Annotated in this window: 13 protein-coding genes; 9 read left to right on the top strand and 4 right to left on the bottom strand. The window is 63.7% G+C overall.

Annotated elements, in window-relative coordinates; all coding sequences use genetic code 11:
- Nucleotides 1-24 precede the first annotated feature (24 nt).
- The 4 genes from ACR9ZN_RS22000 to ACR9ZN_RS21985 are packed head-to-tail and all read left to right on the top strand — an operon-like array spanning nt 25 to nt 3,450.
- Nucleotides 25-1,176: an ABC transporter substrate-binding protein gene (locus ACR9ZN_RS22000; protein ID WP_454816587.1), complete on the top strand. Its 1,152-nt coding sequence runs from the start codon at nt 25-27 to the stop codon at nt 1,174-1,176.
- A gap of 60 nt (nt 1,177-1,236) precedes the next feature.
- Entirely contained in the window at nt 1,237-2,076 is an 840-nt protein-coding gene (locus tag ACR9ZN_RS21995) for an ABC transporter permease (RefSeq protein WP_434958563.1), read from the top strand.
- Entirely contained in the window at nt 2,073-2,915 is an 843-nt protein-coding gene (locus ACR9ZN_RS21990; protein WP_441770992.1) for an ABC transporter permease, read from the top strand. Before ACR9ZN_RS21995 ends, ACR9ZN_RS21990 begins: the two co-directional genes overlap by 4 nt.
- A gap of 1 nt (nt 2,916) precedes the next feature.
- Nucleotides 2,917-3,450 (top strand): 2'-5' RNA ligase family protein, encoded by a 534-nt coding sequence (locus tag ACR9ZN_RS21985; protein WP_454816584.1) that lies wholly within the window; start codon nt 2,917-2,919, stop codon nt 3,448-3,450.
- Nucleotides 3,451-3,480: 30 nt separating this feature from the next.
- On the opposite strand, the gene mutM is transcribed toward ACR9ZN_RS21985, so the two are convergent.
- The gene (gene mutM, locus ACR9ZN_RS21980) at nt 3,481-4,347 is read right to left on the bottom strand and encodes a bifunctional DNA-formamidopyrimidine glycosylase/DNA-(apurinic or apyrimidinic site) lyase (protein WP_454816582.1); all 867 of its coding nucleotides are present in this window, start codon (nt 4,345-4,347) and stop codon (nt 3,481-3,483) included.
- Between the two features lie 121 nt (nt 4,348-4,468).
- On the opposite strand from mutM, the gene ubiE reads away from it, so the two are divergent.
- Both ubiE and ACR9ZN_RS21970 read left to right on the top strand, forming a co-directional pair.
- Complete coding sequence (gene ubiE, locus ACR9ZN_RS21975; RefSeq protein ID WP_441770995.1) at nt 4,469-5,224, top strand: bifunctional demethylmenaquinone methyltransferase/2-methoxy-6-polyprenyl-1,4-benzoquinol methylase UbiE; 756 nt, start codon at nt 4,469-4,471, stop codon at nt 5,222-5,224.
- 118 nt (nt 5,225-5,342) lie between these two features.
- Nucleotides 5,343-7,154 carry a cation:proton antiporter domain-containing protein gene (locus tag ACR9ZN_RS21970; protein ID WP_434958557.1) on the top strand — a complete coding sequence of 604 codons (1,812 nt, stop codon included), beginning with the start codon at nt 5,343-5,345 and terminating at the stop codon, nt 7,152-7,154.
- Nucleotides 7,155-7,260: 106 nt separating this feature from the next.
- On the opposite strand, the gene ACR9ZN_RS21965 is transcribed toward ACR9ZN_RS21970, so the two are convergent.
- Both ACR9ZN_RS21965 and ACR9ZN_RS21960 read right to left on the bottom strand, forming a co-directional pair.
- Entirely contained in the window at nt 7,261-8,115 is an 855-nt protein-coding gene (locus ACR9ZN_RS21965; protein WP_481273173.1) for an SDR family NAD(P)-dependent oxidoreductase, read from the bottom strand.
- Nucleotides 8,116-8,309: 194 nt separating this feature from the next.
- A complete protein-coding gene (locus ACR9ZN_RS21960; RefSeq protein WP_434958555.1) occupies nt 8,310-8,921 on the bottom strand; it encodes a TetR/AcrR family transcriptional regulator in 612 nt (203 codons plus the stop codon).
- A 316-nt stretch (nt 8,922-9,237) separates the two neighbouring features.
- Between ACR9ZN_RS21960 and ACR9ZN_RS21955 the strand changes: the two genes are divergently transcribed.
- The 3 genes from ACR9ZN_RS21955 to ACR9ZN_RS21945 are packed head-to-tail and all read left to right on the top strand — an operon-like array spanning nt 9,238 to nt 13,812.
- Entirely contained in the window at nt 9,238-9,429 is a 192-nt protein-coding gene (locus tag ACR9ZN_RS21955) for a hypothetical protein (RefSeq protein ID WP_481273172.1), read from the top strand.
- Between the two features lie 14 nt (nt 9,430-9,443).
- A complete protein-coding gene (locus ACR9ZN_RS21950; RefSeq protein ID WP_434958553.1) occupies nt 9,444-12,629 on the top strand; it encodes an efflux RND transporter permease subunit in 3,186 nt (1,061 codons plus the stop codon).
- 10 nt (nt 12,630-12,639) lie between these two features.
- Nucleotides 12,640-13,812: an efflux RND transporter periplasmic adaptor subunit gene (locus ACR9ZN_RS21945; RefSeq protein WP_441770998.1), complete on the top strand. Its 1,173-nt coding sequence runs from the start codon at nt 12,640-12,642 to the stop codon at nt 13,810-13,812.
- Between the two features lie 84 nt (nt 13,813-13,896).
- On the opposite strand, the gene ACR9ZN_RS21940 is transcribed toward ACR9ZN_RS21945, so the two are convergent.
- On the bottom strand, nt 13,897-14,181 hold the full coding sequence (locus ACR9ZN_RS21940; RefSeq protein ID WP_454816574.1) for a hypothetical protein: 285 nt from the start codon (nt 14,179-14,181) through the stop codon (nt 13,897-13,899).
- Nucleotides 14,182-14,228 lie beyond the last annotated feature (47 nt).

Genomic DNA, 14,228 nt, shown 5'->3' with positions numbered 1-14,228 from the left:
GTAACGAGAGACAGGAGAGTTCGGATGAGACTGGCTGCATTATCCGCCGTCGCGGGGCTGCTTGCCGCCGCGTTGCCCCTGGCAGGTACCACGGCATCGGCCGAGGAACTGACGGTGATCACGGCGGGCGACCAGAACATGGTCGACTACGTCAATAATTTCCTGGCGCCGGCTTTCGAAAAGCAGAATCCGGGCACGACAGTCCGCGTGGTCGGCACCGGTCCTGGCGATGCCGGTTCGCAGAAAATCGTCGAGCGGCTCGATGCCCAGAAGAAGGCGGGCAAGGAAGTCTATGACGTCGACGTCGCCGTCATCCACGAGAAGGTGGCGGGCAAGCTGGTCCAGGATGGGCTGCTCGATAAATATCGCGGCAATATCGACACGGGCAAGCTGGTTACGCGCACCAACGCCAAGCTGGCGCTCGGGGCCGATGTCGACGGCTATGTCATGCCGATGTTCAACAGCCAGACGGCCATCGCCTACAATCCGGACCTGGTGTCCAATCCGCCCAAAACCTTCGACGAATTGGTGACCTGGACCGAGAAGAACCCCAAGCAGTTCGGCTATAACGGTATCAAGGGCGGTGCCTCCGGCGTCTCCTTCGTGATCAGCTGGATCTACAATTATGCCGGCGATGCCAAGGTCCTGCAGGAAGGGCCTTACGATGCCAATGAAAAGACCAAATGGGACGATGCCTTCGCCAAGCTGAAGGCCTTCAACAAGAATGTCGCGCTCACCCCCGGCAATGCCGGCACGCTCGACATGCTCAGCCGTGGCGAGATCGCCATGGGTGCGGTGTGGGTCGACATGTTCTATTCCTGGAAGGCCAACGGCCAGCTGCCGCCCACCATGAAGCTGGTGCTGCCGGCACCCGGCATGCCCGGCCAGCCGATGCACTACGTCATCCCCGCCAAGACCGCCCACAAGGCGCTGGCCGAGAAGTTCATTGCGCTCGCCACCAGCCCCGACGTGCAGGCCAACGGTATCGTCAAGCAGTTCAACTGGTATCCGGGCATCGACGCCAAATATGTGCAGGACAAGCTCGATCCGGCGATCTGGCAGAAGCTGTTCACCGACATTTCGCCCGACGATCTCGCCAAATACGGCAAGTCCTTCCCGATCGGGCCTTATTACGCCGATCTGCTCGAAGCCTATGAAAAGAAGGTGGCGGAGTAGGGGGTGTGTGCCTTCTCCCCTTGCGGGAGAAGGGGCTCAAAAATCTCGAGGTTTCACCACATGGCTTCTTCACGCACCGCTCCTTCCCTCGCCGGCCTGTTGCTGGTGGCGCCGGCGCTCGCGGTGGTGATCCTGCTGTTCGTGGTGCCGCTGGCCGGCTCGGTCACCGGCTCCTTCGCTACGCCGGAGGGGCCGGGGCTCGGCAATTTCAGCAAAGCCTTCGAGCTCTACTGGACCGACATGGTCTTCTCGGTGGTGATCATCCTGATCTCCACCGCGCTGATCGTGCTGATCGCCATCGCCATTGCGGGCTATCTCACGCTCGGGTCCAATCCCCTCGCGGTTGCCGTGCTGCGTTGGCTCTATCGCTGGCCGCTCTTCGTGCCCTTCATCGTGGTCGGCCAGATCCTGCGCACCTTCCTCGCCAAGAACGGGTTGATGAACAGCCTTCTGGTGAATGCCGATCTGCTGTCGCCGCTGCAGGCCGTCAGCTTCCTCGACTGGCGGGGCATCGTGATCGCCTTCGTCTGGAAGCAGATGCCCTTCGTCACCCTGCTCACCGCCGGCGCCATGGCTTCGCTTGACCGGTCCACCATCGAGGCCGCCCGCAATCTCGGGGCCTCGCGCCTGCGCATCCTCCTGGAGATCGTGGTGCCGCAGGTTGCTTCCACGCTGCTTGTCGGTGCCGTGCTGAGCCTGGTGACGATGATGTCGGTGCTCTCGGTACCGCTGATGATCAATGCGCAGTCACCCACCATGATCACCGCCGACATGGCCTTCCGCATCAATTCCTATGGCGACTACGGCGTCGCCAACGCGCTCGGCTTGCTGTCGCTCGCCTTCACCGGCGCGGTGGCCTGGATCTATCTCAAGCAGACCATGAAGGAGAATGCGCGATGAGCGATGCCGGTCACGCGCTTCCTGCCCGTATTTGGCGGATCGACTGGCTGTGGATCCCGCGCGGCATCGGGCTCGGCCTCCTTGCCTTTGCTATCTTTGGCCCGCTGGTCAACCTGCTGCTGTGGACGGTGGCGGAGCGCTGGTATTTCCCGCACAGCCTGCCGCTGCAATATGGCTTTTCCTTCTGGCCGCGCGTGTTCGCCCCGCGTGGCGATGCCCTGGCTTCGCTCGGCACCAGTGTCTCCATAGCCTTGCTCACCGTGGCGCTGTCCCTCGCCCTCGCGATTCCCGCCGGCTATGCGCTCGCTCGGTTGAGACTGCCCTTCCGCGCTGGCATCCTGCTGCTACTGCTTCTGCCTCAGGCCTTTCCCAACTTGCCCGTCTACGTCAACATTGCGCGCCTGTTCTATGAAATCGGCCTGAACGGCACGGTCCTCGGCGTGGTGCTCGTCCACACCACGCATGGCCTCGTTTATGCAGTGTGGATCGCCACGGCCTCCTTCTCGGCGGTGCCGGTGGATCTGGAGGAGGCGGCGCGCTCGATCGGCGCCGGCGGGCCGCGTGCCTTCCGCGACATCGTGCTGCCGCTCGCCGCGCCCGGGCTGATGGCGAGCGCCATCTTCGTCTTCCTGGAATCGCTGGACGAGTTCACCGGCACCTATTTTGTTGGCGCGCCCGACATCAAGACCATGCCGCTGCTGCTCTACACTGCCAGCGCCGGCGGCAACTATCAGATCGCTTCGATCACGGCTTTGGTGCTGCTGGTTCCCTCCATCGCCTTCATGTTCGTGGTCGAGCGTTTCCTCAGCGCCGACGTGCTGGCCAAGGTGGGCCGCTGACATGGCCGAGGATGCGGCGAAGGGCATGCATTCCGTGTGGCTGATGCCTGCGGGCGAGGACGAGCTTATGCTGGCCGCCATCGTCGCCGAATTGGCCGAGCGCTTCGGCACGCCGCGCTTCCAGCCGCACCTCACCTTGGTCGAGGACCGGCTCTGCGAGGAAGAGACGCTGGCGCGCCAGCTTGTCGCCGTCACCGCCGGCATCGCGCCCTTCACTGCCACTATCCAGGCGATAGGCACCAGCGACCTCTTCTTCCGGGCCTTTTATGCCCGTTTCGAGAAGGCAGGGCCCGTGCTCGAACTGAAGCGCCGTGCCATCGCCTTGATCGCCGCTTCCGCGATCGAGAGCTTCATGCCGCATGTCTCACTGGCCTATGGCGTGGAAGACGGGCCGCTCAGGCAGGCAACGGCGCGGCAAATCGAGGCGCGCCTGGCCGGACGCGTCATCCGTTTCGACCATATCGCCGTGGTCCGGTCGGCACAGAGCATTCCGATCGAGGACTGGGCTGTGCGGGCGACCATTCCGCTCGATTGATTGGGGCGCTAGCCCAAAGATGTCATCGGCTCATGTCTGGCAGTGCCGGCACCAATAGGTCGAGCGCCCCGATTGCACCAGGCGTTCGATGATGCCGCGGCAGTCCGGCGTCGGACAGGCTTCGCCCTCGCGGTCATAAACGCGGAAACGGTGCTGGAAATAGCCGAGCGAGCCGTCGGTGTGCCTGTAATCCTTCAAGGTCGAGCCGCCGGCTTCCACCGCCTCGGCCAGTACCTCGCGGATCACACCGGAGAGACGTTCCGCCTGCCCGTCGGCAAGCGTGCCCGCGGCCCGCTCGGGCGCCAGGCCGGCGCGATGCAGGGCTTCGCAGACATAGATGTTGCCGAGCCCGGCGATCAGGCCCTGGTCGAGCAAAGCGGCCTTGAGCGGCGCCATCTTGCCGGCAAACAGGCGCGCTATCGTTTCCCCGCTGAGCTCGTTGCCAAGCGGCTCGATGCCCATGGCCTTGAAATGGCGCGAACTCTCCAGCCCGGCGCGCGGCACCAGATCCATGAAGCCGAAGCGACGCACGTCGTTATAGGTGATGGTGAAACGGTTGGAGAGGCGGAAAACGACATGATCGTGCTTGGCATCCTCCTTGACCTCCATGGCGAATTCGCCCGGCTCCTCCACGCCGCCATCCGGCGCCGTGATCAGGAAACGGCCGGTCATGCCCAGATGCATCACCAGAACCTCGCCGGAAGAAAGATCCGCCAGGAGATATTTGGCACGCCGCCCCATCGAGAGAATGGTCTGGCCGGCGAGGCGGCGGGCGAAATCGGCCGGCAGCGGAAAGCGCAGATCCGGCCGTCTCGTCTCGACCTCGAGGAAGCGGGCGCCGGTCATGGCCGGTTCCAGGCCGCGACGGACGGTTTCGACTTCAGGCAGTTCAGGCATGATTCCTCCGGCGCAGGCTGCCGGGGAGAGATAGGACGAAGCCGAGCCTTGCGCTAGATGCGGTTCACCTCGCCCTTGTGATGGTCTATAGCACCCGCAGACCTTGCCCGGAGTTCACCCGATGACCGCCAGCACCGACACCCATTTCGGCTTTTCCACCGTACGGCTGGAGGAGAAGCAGGGGATGGTCGATGATGTCTTCCACAAGGTGGCAGGGCGTTACGACCTGATGAACGACCTGATGTCGGGCGGGCTGCACCGGCTGTGGAAGAACGACCTGGTCAACATGCTGAATCCGCCGCGCCAGCGGCCCTTCCGCCATCTCGACGTGGCCGGAGGCACCGGCGACGTCGCCTTCCGTATCGTGAAGGCCGGCGGTCCCGACACGCATGTCACCGTGCTCGACATCAACGGTTCGATGCTGGAAGTCGGCCGCCAGCGCGGCGAGGAGCGCGGCCTTGCCGGCCAGCTCGATTTCGTCGAGGCCAATGCCGAGGAACTGCCTTTGGAGACGGGCAGCTTCGACGGCTACACCATTGCCTTCGGCATCCGCAACGTGCCGCGCATCGACAAGGCCCTCGCCGAAGCCTATCGCGTGCTCAAGCGGGGCGGGCGCTTCCTGTGCCTGGAATTCTCCACCGTCGACATGCCCGGCCTCGACAAGATCTACGATCTCTATTCCTTCAACCTGATCCCGCCGATCGGCCGCATGGTCACCGGCGATGCCGAGCCCTATCGCTACTTGGTCGAGTCGATCCGCAACTTCCCCAAGCCATCAGCCTTCTCGGCCATGATCCGCGAAGCGGGCTTTGCCCAGGTCAGCCATCGCTCGCACACGGGCAACATCGTCGCCATCCATTCGGGCTGGAAGCTGTAGCCGGAACCACCTGCAATCCCGGAGGCGCTATCCCCTGCCTGAAATTAATGCTCGCCTGCTGCGGTTTTCGATTGGCGAAGCAGGGTCCTTCGTTGTTCGATAGGCATAATCGAACAACATGGGGGTGGTTTTGGCTGGAGCGGTCGATCTCTCGGCTTTGAAGGACGCTTTGGTCGTGCTCGGCACGGCCGGCGTGGTGGTGCCGCTCGTGCGCCGCCTGCATGTCAGCCCGGTCATCGGCTTCCTGGCGGCCGGCGCGGTGATGGGGCCGACCGGTGTCGGTTCCCTGTCGTCCTATGTGCCCTATATCGACTGGATTGCCATCAGCGAGCGCGAAACCATCGCCCGCATCGCCGAATTCGGCGTGGTATTCCTGCTCTTCGTGATCGGGCTCGAGCTCTCGCTCGCCCGCCTGATGACCATGCGCCGGCTGGTCTTCGGCCTGGGCGGCCTGCAGGTGGTGGTGTCAACCATCATCGTCGCCCTGCTTGCCCAATTGGTGCTGCCGCCCGAGGTGGCGCTGGTGGTTGCCGCAGGTCTGGCTCTGTCGTCCACGGCCATCGTGGTGGAGGTGTTGGCCGGGCAGAAACGCATGGCCTCGGCCACGGGACGTGTCAATTTTGCGGTGCTGCTCCTGCAGGATCTCGCCGTGGTGCCCGTGCTGTTCCTGGTCGGCACCATGGGCGGGCATTCCGACCGCTCCGTGCTGGTCGGCCTCGGCTATGCCCTCGGCCTGGCCGTGCTCACCATTGCCGCCATCGTGATCGCCGGTCATTTCCTGCTGCGCCCGCTGTTCCGCCTAGTCGCCAATCCGGAGAATCCCGAACTCTTCATCGCCGCTACCTTGTTCGTGGCGATCGGGGCCGGCGTGGCGGCGGCGAGCGAGGGGCTGTCCATGGCCCTTGGTGCCTTCATCGCCGGGCTGCTGCTGGCCGAGACCGAATATCGCCGTGCCATCGAGGCGACGATCGAGCCCTTCAAGAGCCTGCTGCTCGGCGTGTTCTTCTTCACTGTCGGCATGAGCGTCGATCTCACCGTGGTCGTGCGTTATCCCTTGCAGATCATCGGTGCGGTGCTGGCTCTGGTGCTGGTCAAGGGCCTTCTGATCTTCTGCCTTTGCCGTCTCTACCGGCTGTCCAAGGCCGTCTCGATCGAAACCGCCTTCCTGTTGGCTTCAGCCGGCGAGTTTGCCTTCGTGGTGTTCACGCTCGCCACCCAGCTTTCCATCCTCACGCCGGAACAGTCGGCGCTGGTGGTCGCCATCGCCTCTCTTTCGATGGCCTCGATCCCGGTGCTGGGGGTGCTCGGCCGTCGCATCGCCAAGCGCTATGAACTGGCGGTGCCGGTGGAAGCGGCCGCCCTGGAAAGCCCGCCGGAGGACAAGCAGCGCCGTGCCATCGTGGTCGGCTATGGCCGCGTCGGCCGCCTGGTGGCCGAAATGCTCAGCGAGCACAAGATCGCCTATCTTGCCGTGGACGCGAACGCCAAGGCGGTGGCGCGCTGGCGCGAGGACAAGAAGCCTGTTTATTGGGGCGATGCCACCAACGCCGCCTTCCTGGAACGCTGCGGCCTCGCCGAGGCCTCTGCCCTGGTCGTTACCATCGACCAGCCCCGCCAGATCGAGGCCGTGGTCACCACTGCGCGGGCGCTGCGGCCGGATCTCGTCATCGTGGCCCGCTCGCGCGATGCCGATCATGCCAGCAAGCTCTACGCCCTCGGCGTCACCGACGCCGTCCCCGAGACCATCGAGGCGAGCCTGCAACTGTCCGAAGCAGCCCTTGCCGGCCTCGGCGTGCCGGCCGGCCCGGTGATCGCTTCCATCCATGAGCGGCGTGACGTCTTCCGCCGGGAGCTGCAGACGGCAGCCGGCCGGGAAACCCACGCCGTCAAGCCCAAGCGCAATCGTCGTACGGTGATCACACCGTCATAGGGCCTTGTTCGTGAGGCCCCCGTAGAATGGGGGCGGGTCTTCAGACCCGCCAAGTCTTGCCGGCCGCGGTTACGGGCTGGTCTGAAGACCAGCCCCCCAAACGTCGTCACCCCTTCAGGAATTCGGCGAATTTCTCGGCATAATCAGGGTGCCAGCGCGACAAAGGCGGACGGTTCTCGATGATGTCGCCGGCAGCCCAGGCGATGCGCTGCTCGTCGAGCGAGCGTGGCACCTCGTTGTCGGGGCAGAGAATGTAGAAATCGCCGGCTGCCAAGCGTTCGAGCATGAAATCAACGGTCTGTTCGGGCGTCCAGGCTCCGGCCGGCTTGTCGGCACGGCCCTTGGCGGCGAGTGGCGTGAAGACGAAGCCCGGGATCAACAGGTGGGCTGATATCCGGCAGCCCTCGGTGTTGCGCAGCTCGTGCTGCAGGGCCTCGGTGAAAGCCTTCACCGCCGCTTTCGAGACATTGTAGGCAGGATCGCCGGGTGGGGTGGTGATACCCTGCTTGGAGCCGGTGTTGATGATCAGGCCGGGACGTCCCCGCGCGATCATGCCCGGTGCGAAGACCTGCGTGCCCTGGATCACACCCTTGAGATTGACGGAGAAAATGCGTTCCCAGGTCTGGTCCCCCCGAGCCTCGAACAGTTTCGAGCCCGGCTGGATGCCGGCATTGTTCATCAGCACATCCGTACCGCCGAAGTGCTCATGCACTGCTTGCTGCAGGCCGAGCAGGGCCTCGACGTCGCTGACATCGGTGGCCGAGGCGAGCACGGCCTTCAGTCCGTCCGGCGCGGCCGCAGCGACCTTTTCGGCGGCTGCAGCGAGCCTGTCCTCGCCGAGATCGGCGATGGCGACCTTGAGGCCGAGGGAGGCAAATTTGACGGCGGAGGCGAGTCCGATGCCGCTGGCACCGCCGGTGACGACGGCGACCGAGCCGGGAACGAGCGCTGGATGGGACATGGTGATGCTTCCTGGCAGGAACTAAGGCTGTTCGGCGCTGCCGAAGGGAGTTCCTTGGAGCGCGGACATCACAGCGACATGCTTGCATGTCGCGATATGTCCGCTCTTTTAAACGCTGTGCTTGGGAAGAGGAAGCCATTGCGTCGTGCAAGCACGTCGCTGTGATAATCGGGCTCTCAGAATGTCCGCAGAAGTCAGGCGCTTTTGCCGAAGGAAGCGATCACGCCCTCGGCCATGCGCACGAAGCGGGCGCTCGGCCCTTCCACCCCGGAACTTTGGCGGCTGACGCGGGCACCCTCGAGCAGGAGATGCAGCGTATCGGCGACCAGGTCCGGCTGGTCGAGGCCCGCCTGCCGGCAGAGCAGGGCCAGGCGGTCGCGATGCCTTTTCTTGAACTCCTCGACCAGGCGCCGGGCGGGGTGGTCCTCGCCCGAGAGTTCCACGGCCGCATTGGCGAATTCGCAGCCCCGATTGTCGCTCTCGATATAGTCGGCGCATTTGCCGACCCAGGCCAGCAACTGGGCACGGGCGTCACCGGGATACTCGGTCTCGAGCTGAGCCCAGCGGGTCTGGTTGTCGATCTCGGCGGCCCGCAGGCATTCCACGATGAGATCGTCCTTCGAGCCGAAGTGACGATAGAGCGTCATCTTGTTCGTGCCGGCAACCTTGGCAATCGTGTCGACGCCGATGGTGTTGATGCCATGTCGGTGGAAGAGGTCGCGCGCAGTGACGACGATGCGGTCTCGCGGACGTTGTCCGGGGCAGCAGACTGACTCTTCGCTTTGTTCCAAAATTTTCTGGCTCATGGCTTGACCAAACTGTTACCGACCTGTAACAGTAATCGCTGTTACTGATCGGTAACAGCTTGGTAAGGCGTCGTCAAGGCCGTTTCGTCATCGCACTGCGATCCAGCCCTGTTAGAGAGACGATTCACCAGAGCGTCTTGTGATTTGATCGAATCTCTTCAAATCGCAAAGGCGCGTCGAACCAGGAAGCTAGAGCAAAGCACGGTCACGCCTGAACGCGCTTTGCTCTAGGAAACAACACATCGTCAATCGGATTCGGCGGAGCATGAACCCACGTTTCCGCGCTGGAGGAGTCATGGCTCAGCAAGGCTGCAATATGACAATCGATCAGTTGCTGAACGATCCGCTGACGCTCGCCTTCATGCGGGCCGACGGGGTCGATCCGGTTTCGCTCAGGACGATGCTCACCGGCCAGGCTCGCCGTCTCGCCGAAAGGCGGGACATGCCGTCGATCCTCCTGACATTTTCTGACACCGTCATGCCACATGCTGGCATCCAGGGCGGCTGACGCAGAGCTTCACAATGGTCAATTATTTCATCCAACGTCCGATCTTCGCCTCGGCCATCGCCATCATCATGGTGATGGCGGGGGCGATTGCCTATTTTCTGTTGCCGGTCGCCCAGTTTCCCAACATCACGCCGCCTCAGATCCAGGTCAGCGCCTCCTATCCTGGTGCCAGCTCGCAAGTCGTCGCCGATACGGTGACCACGCCGCTCGAGCAGCAGATCAACGGCGTGCCGGGCATGATCTACATGTCCTCGGCCAGCTCCAATGACGGTTCGTCCAACATCACCGTCACCTTTGATGTCGGCTACCCCCTGAACATCGCGGCGATGGACGTGCAGAACCGGGTGGCCCAGGCCGCTTCCTCCCTGCCGGCGATCGTCAACCAGTCCGGCGTCTCGGTCACCAAGGCCAATCCGAATTTCGTGCTGATCGTCGACCTGACTTCGCCGGACAATTCGGTCGATTCGGTCGCTCTCAGCAACTACGCTTATCTGCAGATCGTTGATCCCCTGAAGCGCCTGCCGGGCGTCGGCGACGTCAAGATCTTCGGCGAGCGCCGCTATTCCATGCGCATCTGGCTCGATCCGGACAAGCTCGCCAATCTCGGTATCACGGCCGTCGACGTGCAAAATGCCGTCGCCGAGCAGAACGTGCAGGTTGCTGCCGGCAAGATCGGTCAAAACCCGGCACCCGCGGGCACGGCCTTCGAAATGCAGGTGAACGCCACCGGCCGCCTCAGCGATCCGGAGGAGTTCGGCAACATCGTCGTCCGGGCCAACCCGGCCGGTGGCTCGGTGGTGCGCCTGCGCGATGTCGCCCGCATCGAGCTCGGCTCTCTGCAATACTCATCCTCAGCCTATCACGGCGAAAAGCCGATGGTGGTGCTCGGCGTCTTCCAGGCGCCCGGCTCCAACTCGCTCAAGCTGAAGGAATCCGTCGAAGCCAAGATGAAGGAGCTTTCGGCACGGTTCCCCAAGGGCATCGAATATTCGATGAAATACGACACGACGCGCTTCGTGTCGGCCGCGATGGAGGACGTCGTCAAGACGCTGGTCGAGGCGCTCATCCTCGTGGTCCTCGTCGTCTACATCTTCCTGCAGAACTGGCGCACCGTGCTCATTCCGGTCATCGCCATCCCGGTGTCGCTGATCGCGACCATGGTGGTGATGCTGGCCATGGGCTTCTCGCTCAACATGCTCTCGTTGCTGGGCATGGTGCTCGCCATCGGCCTCGTCGTCGACGACGCCATCGTCGTGGTGGAGAACGTCGAGAGACAGCTCGAAGCGGGTCATCCGCCGATGCAGGCGGCCAAGATCGCCATGAAGGAGGTGACGGGCCCGATCGTCGCCACCACGGCGGTGCTGATGGCGGTGTTCGTCCCGGTTGCCTTCATTCCCGGCGTCGCCGGCCAGCTCTACAACCAGTTCGCCCTGACCGTGGCGATCTCGGTCGGCATCTCCGCCTTCAACTCACTGACCCTGAGCCCTGCCTTGTCGGCGGCTTTCCTCAGCCACAAGCCGGCCTCGCGCTTCTTCCTGTTCCGCTGGTTCAATGCCGGCTTCGACAGGCTGTCGCACGGCTATGCCGCCTCGGTGCGTGGCTTCATCCGGCTGCGCTGGCTGATGATGGCAGCGTTCGTGGTGGTGCTCGGCGCGACTTACTGGATCTCGACGCGGGTGCCCTCCACCTTCCTGCCTTCGGAAGACCAGGGTTATTTCTTCGTGGTGCTCCAGCTTCCGGACGGCGCCTCGCTGGAACGCACCGATGCCGCCGCCAAGCAGGTGCGGCAGATCCTGATGGCCGAGCCTGGGGTTGAGGATATCATGTCGATCTCAGGCCTGAACTTCCTCACCAATGCCCAGCAATCGAGCGCCGCGGTCGAGTTCGCGATCCTCAAGCCCTGGGATGAACGTGGGGGAGGCCTCAGCGCCACCGATATCGTCAACAAGGTGCGCCCGAAACTCTTCGGTATCGCCGATGGTTTCGTCCTGGCCTTCGAGCCACCCTCCATCCAGGGCTTGGGAACCACTGGTGGCTTCGAGTTCCAGATCGAGGACCTGAACGGACGCGGCCCCGTCGCCGTGAACGATGCAGCCCAGGCTCTGCTTGCCGAGGCGCGCAAGCAGCCTGAACTCAACCCGCAGACCCTGTTCACCACCTTCTCGACCTCGACGCCGCAGTTCAATTACGACCTCGATCGTAACAAGGCCAAGCTGCTCGGTTTGAATCTGCCTGACATCTTCAACACGCTGCAGATCTATCTCGGCTCGCTCTATGTCAACGACTTCAACCAGTTCGGGCGCACCTTCCGCGTCACGCTGCAGGCCGACAAGGATTCGCGTGCCGACCCGGGTGACATCAGCCGCCTCTACGTCCGCAATGCCACCGGCAACATGGTGCCCCTGTCGACGCTGGGATCGTTGAAGCCGATCGTCGGGCCGGAGACGGTGACCCATTACAACAATTACGGTGCCGCTCTGATCAACGGTGCTCCTGCGCCGGGCTACTCCTCGGGACAGGCGATCGAGGCGATGCAGAGGGTTGCCGCCACGACCCTGCCGAACGGCTTCAACTATGAATGGACCGGCATCACCTTCCAGGAGCTCAAGGCCGGCTCGATCGCAGCGGCTGTGTTCGCCCTTGCCATCGTGTTCGTCTTCCTGATCCTGGCGGCCCAGTATGAGAGCTGGTCCATGCCCTTCATGGTCCTGCTGGCGGTGCCGCTCGGCCTGTTCGGTGCGCTGCTCGCCATCTGGCTGCGCAACATGCAGCTCGACGTCTACTCGCAGATCGGCTTCGTCATGCTGATCGGCCTGGCGGCCAAGAACGCCATCCTGATCATCGAGTTCGCCAAGCATCTGCGTGAGCAGGGCCATGGCATCGTCGAGGCAGCGATGGAAGCCGGCCGCCTGCGCCTGCGCCCGATTCTGATGACGGCCTTCGCCTTCATCCTGGGCGTGGTGCCGCTGGTGAAGGCGACCGGGGCCGGCGCGGCCAGCCGGCAATCGCTTGGCACGGCCGTGTTCGGCGGCATGCTGGTCGCTACCGTGCTGACGCTGGTCTTCGTGCCGGTGTTCTACGCCATCATCGAGCGTTGGCGCGAGCGTCGCGCCTCCGCCAGAAAAGACTCACACCATACCGACAGCGCGCCTGATGCGTCCGAGGAGGCCTTGCCGCCCCGGATCCAGGCTGCCGAATAAGGGGATACCGATGCGTATCTGGAAAATCGCCACCGCCATCGTCGTGGTCGCCGCCGCTGGCGGCGGCTACTACCTCAAGGACAAGCCGCATCTCATCGCCGCCGGCCAGGAACTCTTGGCTGGGATGCTGAGCAAGCCGGCTTCCGCCAATCCGGCACCGGCCATGCAGGCCATGCCGGTGCCGGTCGCCTCCGTGGTCAAGAAGTCCATTCCGATCTTCCTCAACTATCCCGCCCGCACGGAGTCGATCCGCAGCATCACCCTGCAGGCCAAGGTCTCGGGTTACATGCTCGAACAGCCTGTCACCGACGGCGCCGATGTGAAGAAGGGCGATGTCCTTTATCGCATCGACGCGCGCGACTATCAGGCTGCGTTGGCGCAGGTAAAAGCTCAGGCCGAGCGCGATACCGCCGCACTCGACTATGCCAAGAACAGCATGACCCGCGGCAACGACCTCAGCAAGACGGGCTTCCTGTCGAAGGATCTGTTCGACCAGCGCACCAGCGCGGTCAAGCAGGGCGAGGCCACCCTGCTCGCCGACAAGGCGGCGATCCAGGCGGCGGAACTCAACCTGTCCTATACAGAAATCAAGGCGCCCTTCGACGGGCGGATCGGTCGCAACCAGGCCGCCGCCGGCACGCTGGTCAGCCCCGGCGGCACCGTGCTCAACACGCTGGTGCAGGTCAGCCCGATCTATGTCACCTTCACGCCGACAGAAGCCGAGCTGACGCAGATCCTCAAGGCCAAGGCGGCCGGCAAGGTCCCGGCCGATATCACCGTGCCCGGGCAGAACGAAGCCGCCCATCAGGGCGAACTCACCTTCCTCGACAATGTCGTCGATCGGGCCACCGGCACCATCACCGCCCGCGCTACCACGGCCAATGCCGAGCGCAACTTGCTGCCGGGCCAGTATGTCAATCTGCGCCTCAGCATCGGCGAGCGGCCGGACACGCTGCTGGTGCCGCAGGCCGGTCTCGGCTCGAGCCAGCTCGGCAAATATGTCTATGTCGTCGGCGAGGGCAACAAGGTCGAGATGCGCCTGATCGAACTCGGCCCCGCCGAGGGACCGCTGATTGCGGTGACCAAGGGGATCAAGGAAACCGACCAGATCATCACCGGCAACATTCAGAAGATCTTCCCCGGCATGCCGATCCAGCCCCTGCCCCAGAAGGCGGGAGCATAACTTCTTCCAGCGGACGACGGGGCCTCGCCTCGGCCCGTCGCAGCGCGGCCTGGCCGGCCCGGATATCGTTCCCGGCCGGCCTTTTTATTCCGGGCGCAGGGATTTCGCTGTGCAACGATGCCACTGATAGGAAGCGGCGTCGGGATCGTCCTTGCGGCCGAAGCACCATCCGGCCTTGCCGAGTTGGCGGGTGAGCGCATCTCGCTGGCCGCAGGCACGCAAGGTGGCGGGATCGTCGCCACTGCCGCCGCGGCATTGACTGTTCAGGGCTTTCCACTGGTCTATCGAAGCGCTCGACTGCGCCGCAAATACCAATTGTGGCGCAAGGACGAGCCCCGAAAGCAGGAAAGCGAGTGAGGCAATTCTCATCCGTGCGACCTCCGATGCCATCAGCTATCCAGGGGTAGATGAGGTTC

The organism is Labrys sp. HAY1-8F, from assembly GCF_056754975.1.
The sequence above is the reverse complement of the archived record's forward strand: the minus strand, read 5'-3'. Positions and strand labels throughout refer to the sequence as shown.

Coding starts and splice junctions, on each gene's coding strand:
- ACR9ZN_RS22000 (WP_454816587.1), top strand. CDS start 25: ATGAGACTGGCTGCATTATCCGCCGTCGCGGGGCTGCTTGCCGCCGCG.
- ACR9ZN_RS21995 (WP_434958563.1), top strand. CDS start 1,237: ATGGCTTCTTCACGCACCGCTCCTTCCCTCGCCGGCCTGTTGCTGGTG.
- ACR9ZN_RS21990 (WP_441770992.1), top strand. CDS start 2,073: ATGAGCGATGCCGGTCACGCGCTTCCTGCCCGTATTTGGCGGATCGAC.
- ACR9ZN_RS21985 (WP_454816584.1), top strand. CDS start 2,917: ATGGCCGAGGATGCGGCGAAGGGCATGCATTCCGTGTGGCTGATGCCT.
- mutM (WP_454816582.1), bottom strand. CDS start 4,347: ATGCCTGAACTGCCTGAAGTCGAAACCGTCCGTCGCGGCCTGGAACCG.
- ubiE (WP_441770995.1), top strand. CDS start 4,469: ATGACCGCCAGCACCGACACCCATTTCGGCTTTTCCACCGTACGGCTG.
- ACR9ZN_RS21970 (WP_434958557.1), top strand. CDS start 5,343: ATGGGGGTGGTTTTGGCTGGAGCGGTCGATCTCTCGGCTTTGAAGGAC.
- ACR9ZN_RS21965 (WP_481273173.1), bottom strand. CDS start 8,115: ATGTCCCATCCAGCGCTCGTTCCCGGCTCGGTCGCCGTCGTCACCGGC.
- ACR9ZN_RS21960 (WP_434958555.1), bottom strand. CDS start 8,921: ATGAGCCAGAAAATTTTGGAACAAAGCGAAGAGTCAGTCTGCTGCCCC.
- ACR9ZN_RS21955 (WP_481273172.1), top strand. CDS start 9,238: ATGACAATCGATCAGTTGCTGAACGATCCGCTGACGCTCGCCTTCATG.
- ACR9ZN_RS21950 (WP_434958553.1), top strand. CDS start 9,444: ATGGTCAATTATTTCATCCAACGTCCGATCTTCGCCTCGGCCATCGCC.
- ACR9ZN_RS21945 (WP_441770998.1), top strand. CDS start 12,640: ATGCGTATCTGGAAAATCGCCACCGCCATCGTCGTGGTCGCCGCCGCT.
- ACR9ZN_RS21940 (WP_454816574.1), bottom strand. CDS start 14,181: ATGAGAATTGCCTCACTCGCTTTCCTGCTTTCGGGGCTCGTCCTTGCG.